Annotated in this window: 9 protein-coding genes and 1 tRNA gene; 3 read left to right on the top strand and 7 right to left on the bottom strand. The window is 53.3% G+C overall.

All coding sequences use genetic code 11. The features are described 5' to 3' along the window. The first annotated feature begins 16 nt into the window (after window positions 1–16). The 3 genes from AC07U6_RS00495 to AC07U6_RS00485 all read left to right on the top strand — a co-directional run bounded on the left by AC07U6_RS00495 (window position 17) and on the right by AC07U6_RS00485 (window position 2,430). A tRNA-Val gene (locus tag AC07U6_RS00495) sits at window positions 17–93 on the top strand. 381 nt (window positions 94–474) lie between these two features. Beyond that, a complete protein-coding gene (gene pykF / locus AC07U6_RS00490) occupies window positions 475–1,887 on the top strand; it encodes a pyruvate kinase PykF (protein ID WP_494762594.1) in 1,413 nt (470 codons plus the stop codon). Between the two features lie 306 nt (window positions 1,888–2,193). Next, entirely contained in the window at window positions 2,194–2,430 is a 237-nt protein-coding gene (locus AC07U6_RS00485) for a major outer membrane lipoprotein (RefSeq protein ID WP_006118977.1), read from the top strand. 102 nt (window positions 2,431–2,532) lie between these two features. Here AC07U6_RS00485 and AC07U6_RS00480 read toward each other — a convergent pair whose 3' ends face one another. The 7 genes from AC07U6_RS00480 to sufA form a co-directional block, all read right to left on the bottom strand. Beyond that, window positions 2,533–3,564, bottom strand: a complete 1,032-nt coding sequence (locus AC07U6_RS00480) for a L,D-transpeptidase family protein (protein WP_494762593.1) — start codon at window positions 3,562–3,564, stop codon at window positions 2,533–2,535. A 74-nt stretch (window positions 3,565–3,638) separates the two neighbouring features. Beyond that, window positions 3,639–4,061, bottom strand: a complete 423-nt coding sequence (gene sufE / locus AC07U6_RS00475) for a cysteine desulfuration protein SufE (RefSeq protein ID WP_200544636.1) — start codon at window positions 4,059–4,061, stop codon at window positions 3,639–3,641. A 115-nt stretch (window positions 4,062–4,176) separates the two neighbouring features. Then, on the bottom strand, window positions 4,177–5,400 hold the full coding sequence (sufS, locus tag AC07U6_RS00470) for a cysteine desulfurase SufS (protein ID WP_494762592.1): 1,224 nt from the start codon (window positions 5,398–5,400) through the stop codon (window positions 4,177–4,179). Beyond that, window positions 5,397–6,677: a Fe-S cluster assembly protein SufD gene (gene sufD, locus AC07U6_RS00465; RefSeq protein ID WP_494762591.1), complete on the bottom strand. Its 1,281-nt coding sequence runs from the start codon at window positions 6,675–6,677 to the stop codon at window positions 5,397–5,399. Before sufD ends, sufS begins: the two co-directional genes overlap by 4 nt. After that, entirely contained in the window at window positions 6,652–7,398 is a 747-nt protein-coding gene (gene sufC, locus AC07U6_RS00460) for a Fe-S cluster assembly ATPase SufC (RefSeq protein ID WP_105594974.1), read from the bottom strand. The genes sufD and sufC overlap by 26 nt, the downstream gene beginning before the upstream one ends. A gap of 64 nt (window positions 7,399–7,462) precedes the next feature. Continuing rightward, window positions 7,463–8,956, bottom strand: coding sequence for a Fe-S cluster assembly protein SufB (sufB, locus tag AC07U6_RS00455; RefSeq protein WP_205064745.1), 1,494 nt, complete (start codon window positions 8,954–8,956; stop codon window positions 7,463–7,465). A gap of 5 nt (window positions 8,957–8,961) precedes the next feature. Continuing rightward, complete coding sequence (gene sufA / locus AC07U6_RS00450; RefSeq protein ID WP_494764482.1) at window positions 8,962–9,336, bottom strand: Fe-S cluster assembly scaffold SufA; 375 nt, start codon at window positions 9,334–9,336, stop codon at window positions 8,962–8,964. Window positions 9,337–9,423: the final 87 nt, after the last annotated feature.

The raw sequence follows: 9,423 nt of genomic DNA, 5'->3' as shown, positions 1-9,423 counted from the left end.
AGAGATTGTCCAGAAAGCGTTCTTAGCTCAGTTGGTTAGAGCACCACCTTGACATGGTGGGGGTCGGAGGTTCGAGTCCTCTAGAACGCACCACTCTTCATTATCTCCTTTTTTCAGACTCCGCCTTGTCACTTTATCTTGTTGCGCAACACACCGCACTGATGCACTTACTAAAACGTCTTAACGCTTTTTAATTGGTTTTCTAAGACTTAGCCTTTATAATGCAGGCGTTGTTTCACTTGAATGGTTTCAGCGCATGGTAAATACACAATTCAAAAGCCGTATCTGTTGCGCAACAACATTTTGCGCTCACGCCGAAACCTCGTCTCAACTTCCTCTGCATACCTTTAATCTGTCACTTATCCTTATCCAGTATCGTAATCGCAGTCTGCCTCAGGCACCGAATTCTTCCTCCGGTGGCTACGTCGTCGGAATCCATTCTTATCATCCATCACAACTTACAGATAATCCGTCATGAAAAAGACTAAAATTGTTTGCACCATCGGTCCAAAAACCGAATCTGAAGAGATGTTGACCAACCTGCTTAAAGCAGGGATGAACGTTATGCGTCTGAACTTCTCCCACGGTAACTACGAAGAACACGGCACGCGCATCACTAACCTGCGTAACGTGGTGAAAAATACCGGCCATCAGGCGGCAATCCTGCTGGATACCAAAGGCCCTGAGATTCGCACCATGAAACTGGAAGGCGGTAGCGATGTTTCGCTGACTGCTGGCCAGACCTTCACCTTTACTACCGATCAGAGCGTTATCGGCAACAACGAGCGCGTAGCGGTCACCTACACCGGCTTTGCGGCAGACCTGAAAGTGGGCAACACCATCCTGGTTGATGATGGCCTTATCGGTATGGAAGTGACCGAAGTCACCGAAACCACCGTGGTCTGCAAAGTGCGTAACAACGGCGATCTGGGTGAGAACAAAGGCGTTAACCTGCCGGGTGTCTCTATCCAACTGCCTGCGCTGGCGGAAAAAGATAAGCTTGATCTGATCTTCGGCTGCGAGCAGGGCGTGGACTTTATCGCCGCGTCCTTTATTCGTAAGCGTTCAGACGTACTGGAAATTCGTGAGTACCTGAAAGCGCACGGCGGCGAAAATATTCAGATCATCTCGAAAATCGAGAACCAGGAAGGCCTGAACAACTTTGACGAGATCCTGGATGCGTCTGACGGCATCATGGTTGCTCGTGGCGATCTGGGCGTTGAGATCCCGGTAGAAGAAGTGATCTTCGCGCAGAAGATGATGATCAAGAAATGTAATCGCGCACGCAAAGTGGTGATCACCGCCACCCAGATGCTGGATTCAATGATCAAGAACCCGCGCCCTACCCGCGCTGAAGCCGGCGACGTGGCTAACGCCATCCTCGACGGGACTGATGCAGTAATGCTGTCCGGTGAGAGTGCCAAGGGTAAATATCCACTGGAATCCGTGACGATTATGGCCACCGTCTGCGAACGTACCGATCGCGTGATGAAGAGCCGTATCGATCCGCGCAACGACGACCGTAAAATGCGCATCACCGAAGCGGTTTGCCGCGGTGCGGTTGAAACGGCCGAAAATCTGGAAGCACCGGTTATCGTCGTGGCTACCGAAGGCGGTAAATCTGCGAAGTCCATCCGTAAATACTTCCCGCACGCCACCATTCTGGCGCTGACCACCAATGAACTGACCAGCCGCCAGCTGTTGCTGACTAAAGGTGTCATTACCAGTATGGTGCAGGAAATTGCCTCTACCGACGATTTCTACCGTCTGGGTAAAGAAGCGGCGCTGGCCAGCGGCTATGCGCAAAAAGGCGATGTTGTGGTGATGGTTTCCGGTGCGCTGGTGCCAAGTGGTACAACCAATACCTCTTCGGTCCACGTTCTGTAATTTAAGATTACACTATCGAACTAATAAGGCACCCTTAGGGGTGCTTTTTTTTCAATTTGCTTAACCTGATTTCACAGAATTTCCAATCGAAATTAACTATTCAACTGCACGAAAATCTAAGACCTGTCCGATTAAAATCGTCTGTTTTCGCTTAATTTTTTGCCTTAACACCTAAAGAAGATGCTTCTTTGAGCGAACGATCAAATTTAAGCACGTTCTCATCAAAAAATTATTCTCATTAGAAAATACTTTGTGTAATACTTGTAACGCTACATGGAGATTAACTTAATCTAGAGGGTATAAATAATGAATCGTACTAAACTGGTACTGGGCGCGGTAATCCTGGGTTCAACTCTGCTGGCTGGTTGCTCAAGCAACGCTAAAATCGACCAGCTGTCTTCTGACGTTCAGACTCTGAACGCTAAAGTTGACCAGCTGAGCAACGACGTGAACGCAGTTCGCTCTGACGTTCAGGCTGCTAAAGATGACGCAGCTCGTGCTAACCAGCGTCTGGACAACCAGGCTCACTCTTACCGTAAGTAAGAGTTCTGGTACTGAAAATGGCGCACACTGTGCGCCATTTTTTTGCCTGCAATTCAGCTTCGCCGACGGCGGATGTTGAACCCGCCGCCAAACTCACTGTAATCAATTCTGAGCACTTCCTCCCCCGACCTGAGTTATCCCCGCCGGTTGTGATTTGGAGCCTTCTGCGCCCTTCTGGTGAAGAAACTCGGGCACAGCTGAATCATCTTTCACAACTTCCCCTTCACTGACCAGAACGGGCATACCCGAACGTCGCGTTAATGCCGCTTTGATCACCGCATCATCACTGCTGGCGCTGTTAATAAATTTCTTCGCGGCCGGGCTCAGCGCAATCGGCATAGTCTGCGGATCGTCGTTTTCGTTGTGCGACAGCGGCTGGTGAACTTCGATCCAGCGCTTGCCGTCCGGCTCAACGGCATACTTCACCGGCTGGTTAATCACCTGAACCCGCGTTCCCTTCGGCACACTGTTAAACAGCGCCTCAATGTCGTCCGGGCGCAGGCGGATGCAGCCGGAGCTGACGCGCATTCCGATACCAAAATCGGCGTTGGTACCGTGGATCAGGTAGTGTCCCTTGCCATAGGCCAGTCGCATCGCATACAGTCCCATCGGATTGTCCGGCCCGGCAGGCACGGTAACCGGCAGGATCTCGCCTTTAGCGGCGTAGCGTTTGCGAATGTTGGGGGTTGGGGTCCACGTCGGGTTGGGGATTTTCTGACTGATGCTGGTGACCATCGCCGGAGTATTGGCGCCCAGCTGGCCGATACCAATCGGGTAGACAATCACTTTATTTTCATCTTTCGGGTAGTAGTAGAGCCGCAGTTCCGCCACGTTGATCACGATACCTTCGCGTTTCGTGTCAGGAAGCAGCATCTGGGTAGGAATCGTTAACTGCGTACCGGCTTTTGGCAGCCAGGGATCGGTTCCCGGATTGGCTTCCAGCATACCCAGCAGGCCAATCATATACTCCTTCGCTATCGCTTCCAGCGGCCTTCCGTCATTGGGCACGATATAGGTGCTGTTTTCCCCAATCAGGCGGCTGTCGCCGGGCGGGAGGGGATATTCGGTAGCACTGGCGCTGTACGCCCCGGTCAACAGCGTGACCATAAATGCAAAACGGAAAAGAGGTTTCATACGTTTTTCTCGGTTATGGAGGGGGAACAACCCCACTGTATACCAGCGGGGTGCAGACCGAGTAGTTTAGCAACTCACGCGCCGGTGAGAATCAGCGCTTTCTGACGTATCGCACGAATCATGGCTTCCAGCCCCTGGGAGCGGGATGGTGTAAGCTGCTGGGTCAGGGACAGTTCGGCAAACACAGGGCGAACATCGAAATCGATAATTTCCTGCGGCGACATCTTCTGATAAACAGCAAAGACAATAGCAATCAGTCCCTTAACCAGAGCCGCATCGCTGTCACCCTGCAGGCGGACCTGGCCGTTTTCATCAAGATCGACAATTACCCAAACCTGGCTCTGGCAGCCCGGAACGATATTTTCCTGCTGGTGGAGATTTTCGGATGCGGCCTCAAGACGCGAGCCCAGTTCAATAATATACAGATACTTCTCTTCCTGATTTGCGCAACGGTTGAAGTTGCGCACCAGTTTTTCTTTATCTGGCAGAGTTGCCATTGCTTCCTCACTTAAATCGGCTTCTGAACGACATTACTCTAACGGGTAACCATGTAGAAAGGGCGAGGCATGCCTCGCCCTTTTAAGGCTGAAATCGCTCCTGCTCAGAGAGCGATCAGCCCCCCAGCAGACGGTGAATACGAATTAATCCCGCCGCCAGGCGATCGACTTCTTCTTCGCTATTATACAGAACAAACGAGGCGCGACACATCGCCGGAATGCCGTAGTGCTGCATTAGCGGCATCGCACAGTGGTGTCCGGTACGAATCGCAATACCGTACTGATCGAGGAAGCTGCCCACATCATAGGCGTGATGCTTGCCCAGATTAAAGGCAATCACGCCGCTGCGTTCACGAGGTCCGTAGATAACCAGATCCGGTACCGAAGCCAGTTTATCCATCGCGTAGTGCATCAGCTGCTGCTCGCGCTGATGGATTGCCTCCAGACCCAGTTCGGTCACGTACTTGAGTGCGGCACCCAGGCCAATAATCGCGCCGGTGTTCGGTGTACCCGCCTCAAACCGGCCCGGTACGGCGGCATAGGTGGTGCCTTGCGTCAGGCTGACGGTGGCAATCATTGAGCCCCCCCCTTCCCACGGCGGCATCGCGTCCAGTAGTGCCTTACGGCCATACAGAATACCAATGCCGGTAGGCCCGTAGATTTTATGCCCGGAGAAGACATAAAAATCACAGTCGATATCCTGCACGTCAACCTGGCCGTGCATAATCGCCTGCGCGCCGTCGATCAGCGTCACCAGCCCCGCCGCTTTCGCCTGCGCCACCAGCGCTTTCACCGGGTTAACGGTGCCCAGCACGTTGGAAACCTGGGTCACTGCCAGCAAGCGAGAACGCGAGTCAATCAGCTCGGGAAGTTTGGCCAGATCCAGTTCGCCATCCGCGTTTAACGGGATAAAACGCACTTCCGCACCGGTACGCCGGGCCACCATCTGCCACGGAACGATATTGGCATGGTGTTCCATCTCGGTAATGATGATGTTGTCGCCGGGCTGCAGCTGACTGCCTCCCCAGCTGTTGGCCACGAGATTAATCGCCTCGGTGGTGCCTTTGACAAACACAATCTCTTCCGTCGATGCCGCATTAAGGAAACGTGCAGCCTGAACGCGTACGTCTTCCATCTGAGTGGTGGCTTCCGCGCTCAGCGTGTGGATGCCACGGTGAACGGCAGCGTAAGCGTGCTCATAGAACTGGCTCTCTGCATCAATCACCACCTGCGGCTTTTGTGCGCTGGCAGCGCTGTCGAGGTAGGCCAGCGGTTGCCCGTTAACCTCACGCGTCAGCAACGGGAAATCCGCCCGTACCCGAGCCAGTTCAAAACTCATTGCAGACCTCCGGGAAAGCGTTGCGCGATACGCTGCATCACGGCTTCTCTCAGCGTGTCATCACTAATCGCCTCGGTCAGCTCGGCAGCAAACGCATAGATAATCATGCGCTGAGCGGCGTCCTGCGAAATACCACGCGCGCGCAAATAGAACATCTGCTCTTCGTCGATACGGCCAATGGTCGCACCATGGCCGCACTTAACGTCGTCGGCATAGATTTCCAGCTGCGGCTTGGTATCCACTTCGGCGAGGCGGCCCAGCAGCAGGTTATTGTTGGACATCTGACCGTCGGTCTTCAGGGCGTGCTTCGCCACTTTGATCATGCCGTTAAAGACCGCACGAGCGCGGTCGCGCACGATGGTTTTATGCAGCTGGCGGCTCTGGCAGTAGCCCTTGTTGTGTTCCAGATAGGTACGACTGTCGCACACGTCTTTATCGATCGGCAGCATCAGCGTGTTGATCACCAGATCGCTGCCCTCGCCGTTTAGCTGGCCGCTGGTGTTGTGACGGGTCAGACCCGCACCCAGCAGGAAGCTGTGGCTCTGAACGCGGACATCGCGACCCAGTACCAGATCGTTATGCGAGAAGTGGTAGCTGCTCTGATCTTCAAAGGCAAAGTTGTAGTGGGTCAGTGCCGCACCGTTACCCACTTCGGCAGTGAAACGCGCACCGGTAAAGTGCGTGGCGTTATTCAGGCTGACGTAGTGCTCAATGATCGTCGCTTCTGCCGCTTCCTCCAGCTGCAGATGATGGCGATAGTGCGAAGTGTTCATCTCACCTGCCGCGCTGCCGCTGCTGATGTGCAGCAGGTACAACGGACGCTCCGCAGCCTTACCCCGAGCCAGATGGATCAGCGTAGACTCTTCGGCCAGGCTTTCGGTCAGATGCAGGAACACTTCTGGCTGTATCGGTGCGTTAAGCTCGCGGCGTTCACCGGAACCGGTCACCTGGATGCTGAACAGGTCGTGTTCGGCATCGCTCAACGCGGCAGAGAAGCGGCCATCAACAAAGACCAGACGCACGGCATCAATAGCCAGCGCCAGTGTATCAATGTTTTCTGCAGTCAGTTCAGCCTGCTGCGGCAGAACGAACTGATGATCGAACAGCGCATCCAGCGGCGTGTACTTCCAGTTTTCCTGCTTGCGCGTAGGTAGACCTTCGCGCAGCAGCTGCTGCCAGTGCTGCTGGGCCTGCATTGAACGATGGCCAGCGCGGGTTTCAAACAGGTGATGCCACTGTTGCAGCGCGTTATCACTCTTCGTCGGTAAGCCAGCCATAGCCTTGCTCCTCCAGCTGTTTCACCAGCGAGAAATCCCCTGATTTAACGATTTTGCCCTGATAGAGCACGTGAACGAAATCAGGCTTGATGTAGTCAAGGATACGCTGATAGTGAGTCACGATGATGAAAGAACGTTTGCCGTCGCGCAGGGTATTCACGCCGTTAGCCACAATTTTCAATGCATCGATGTCCAGACCGGAGTCAGTTTCATCAAGGATACACAGATCCGGCTCCAGCGCAGCCATCTGCAGAATGTCATTGCGTTTTTTCTCACCGCCGGAGAAACCAACGTTAACTGAACGAGTCAGCAGATCTTCAGGCATCTTAAGCAGATGGATTTTATCTTCGATAAAGTCCTGGAAATCAAAGCGGTCCAGCTCTTCCTGTTCGCGGTATTTACGCACCGCATTCACGGAAGTTTGCAGGAAGAACTGGTTGCTCACGCCCGGGATCTCAACCGGGTACTGGAAGGCCATAAAGATGCCTTCGCCGGCACGTTCTTCCGGGTCCAGTTCCAGCAGGTCTTTACCTTTAAACTCGACGGAGCCACCGGTCACTTCGTAATCTTCGCGCCCTGCCAGCGTTGCAGAAAGCGTACTTTTCCCTGAGCCATTCGGTCCCATAATGGCGTGAACTTCACCGGGTTTGATCTCAAGATTCAACCCACGCAGGATAGCTTTATCTTCAACGCTGACCTGTAAATCTTTAATGCTTAACATATGGTTTCCTTTGCAGTGCTTTCCGGCACTGTAAATACCCTTGGGTAAAGTTCTTGGCGCGGGCTTAGCCCACGCTGTGTTCCAGGCTGATTGCCAGCAGTTTTTGCGCTTCTACCGCAAACTCCAGCGGTAGCTCAGAGAAGACGTCTTTGCAGAAGCCGTTAACGATCATTGAAATCGCATCGTCTTCGCTAATTCCGCGCTGCAGACAGTAGAACAGCTGATCTTCACCAATACGTGACGTTGTCGCTTCATGCTCCAGCTGGGCAGTGTTATTGCGCACTTCCACATACGGGAAGGTATGCGCGCCGCAGTCGGCACCAATCAGCATCGAGTCGCACTGAGTGAAGTTACGCGCATTGGTCGCCGTAGGCATAATCTTCACCAGCCCGCGATAGGTGTTTTCGCTCTTACCGGCAGAGATACCCTTCGAAATAATCGTCGATTTGGTATTTTTACCGATATGGATCATCTTGGTGCCGGTATCGGCCTGCTGACGTCCGCTGGTCAACGCAACGGAGAAAAACTCACCGATCGAGTTGTCGCCGCGCAGGATCACGCTCGGGTACTTCCAGGTAATGGCTGAACCGGTTTCAGACTGGGTCCAGGACATTTTGCTATTTTCACCTTCGCACAGCGCACGCTTGGTCACGAAGTTCAGAATACCGCCTTCGCTGTCGCCGCCGGAGAACCAGTTCTGCACGGTGGAATACTTCACTTCTGCGTCTTTGTGGATGATCACTTCGACCACTGCCGCATGCAGCTGATAGGTGTCGCGCACCGGTGCAGAGCAGCCTTCGATGTAGCTCACGTAGCTGCCTTCATCGGCGATCAGGATCGTGCGCTCGAACTGCCCGGTTTTCGCTGCGTTGATGCGGAAATAGGTCGAAAGCTCCATCGGGCAGCGAACGCCTTTCGGGATGTACACGAAGGTTCCATCAGAGGCAACGGCGGAATTCAGCGCGGCAAAGAAGTTGTCGTTGGCCGGCACCACGGTACCAAGATACTGTTTCACCAGCTCCGGGTGATCGTGAATCGCTTCGCCGAATGAACAGAAGATAATGCCTTCTTTCGCCAGCTTGTCGCGGTAGGTGGTGGAAACAGACACGGAGTCAAAGATGGCATCAACCGCCACTTCCTGGCCTTCGCGCACCGGAACACCCAGCTGTTTAAAGGCCTCTTCCACTTCCTGCGTCAGGTAGTTTGGCGCTTCGCTGCCGGAGGTCTGAGTGGCACCAGGCTCTGAGGCACAGGCATCATCACAGCTGCCGCAGGACGGCGCAGAATAATAGCTGTAATCCTGGTAATCCAGTTTTTTATAGTTGGCTTTCAGCCAGTGCGGCTCTTCCATTTCCAGCCAGGCCGCGAACGCCTTCAGGCGGAAATCCAGCATCCACTCAGGTTCATTACGCTTGGCCGAGATCGCGCGCACCACATCTTCGTTGATGCCGTGGGCAAATTCTTCGGTTTCCAGTTGGGTAAAGAAGCCTTCTTTATATTTCTGATGGCCGCCTTCCCAAACCTGTACATCATCAGATGCGTCAGTATTACGAGACATAGAGTTTACTCAACGCCAAAGCTTTCACCACAGCCACAGGCGTGTTGAGCTTTAGGGTTATTAAATTTAAAAATCTGGTTCAGACCTTCACGGACGAAATCAACTTCCGTACCGTCAATGTAGGGCATTGCCTGAAGGGGCACGAACAGCGATGCACCGTTATGGCTAAACTCCAAATCATCCTTCGCCGTCTCCTTCACCAGATCCATGGTGTAACCAAAACCGGCGCAGCCTGATGTCTTCACGCCCAGCTTCAAACCTTTGATTTCAGGATCGCCAGCGGCAAGGGTGCTGATTTGTTTGGCGGCGCTGTCGGTGAGCGTCAATCCTTTCCAGATAAAGTCATCTGGAGAAAAAGATGCTGGATTTGCTGATTGCATATAATTACCTCGCGATACGTTAGCCCTTCGGGCTAGTGCCTCTATGTTAGTGATAACCTGTATCACTTCAACCTCTTGTTTTGCAGG

Source organism: Erwinia sp. GW821-FHT03D09, from assembly GCF_059420805.1.
The sequence above is the reverse complement of the archived record's forward strand: the minus strand, read 5'-3'. Positions and strand labels throughout refer to the sequence as shown.

Bases quoted from the DNA above. Each gene is read 5' to 3' on its own strand.
- sufD (WP_494762591.1), bottom strand. From the start codon at position 6,677: ATGGCTGGCTTACCGACGAAGAGTGATAACGCGCTGCAACAGTGGCAT.
- AC07U6_RS00485 (WP_006118977.1), top strand. From the start codon at position 2,194: ATGAATCGTACTAAACTGGTACTGGGCGCGGTAATCCTGGGTTCAACT.
- sufS (WP_494762592.1), bottom strand. From the start codon at position 5,400: ATGAGTTTTGAACTGGCTCGGGTACGGGCGGATTTCCCGTTGCTGACG.
- pykF (WP_494762594.1), top strand. From the start codon at position 475: ATGAAAAAGACTAAAATTGTTTGCACCATCGGTCCAAAAACCGAATCT.
- sufB (WP_205064745.1), bottom strand. From the start codon at position 8,956: ATGTCTCGTAATACTGACGCATCTGATGATGTACAGGTTTGGGAAGGC.
- sufE (WP_200544636.1), bottom strand. From the start codon at position 4,061: ATGGCAACTCTGCCAGATAAAGAAAAACTGGTGCGCAACTTCAACCGT.
- AC07U6_RS00480 (WP_494762593.1), bottom strand. From the start codon at position 3,564: ATGAAACCTCTTTTCCGTTTTGCATTTATGGTCACGCTGTTGACCGGG.
- sufA (WP_494764482.1), bottom strand. From the start codon at position 9,336: ATGCAATCAGCAAATCCAGCATCTTTTTCTCCAGATGACTTTATCTGG.
- sufC (WP_105594974.1), bottom strand. From the start codon at position 7,398: ATGTTAAGCATTAAAGATTTACAGGTCAGCGTTGAAGATAAAGCTATC.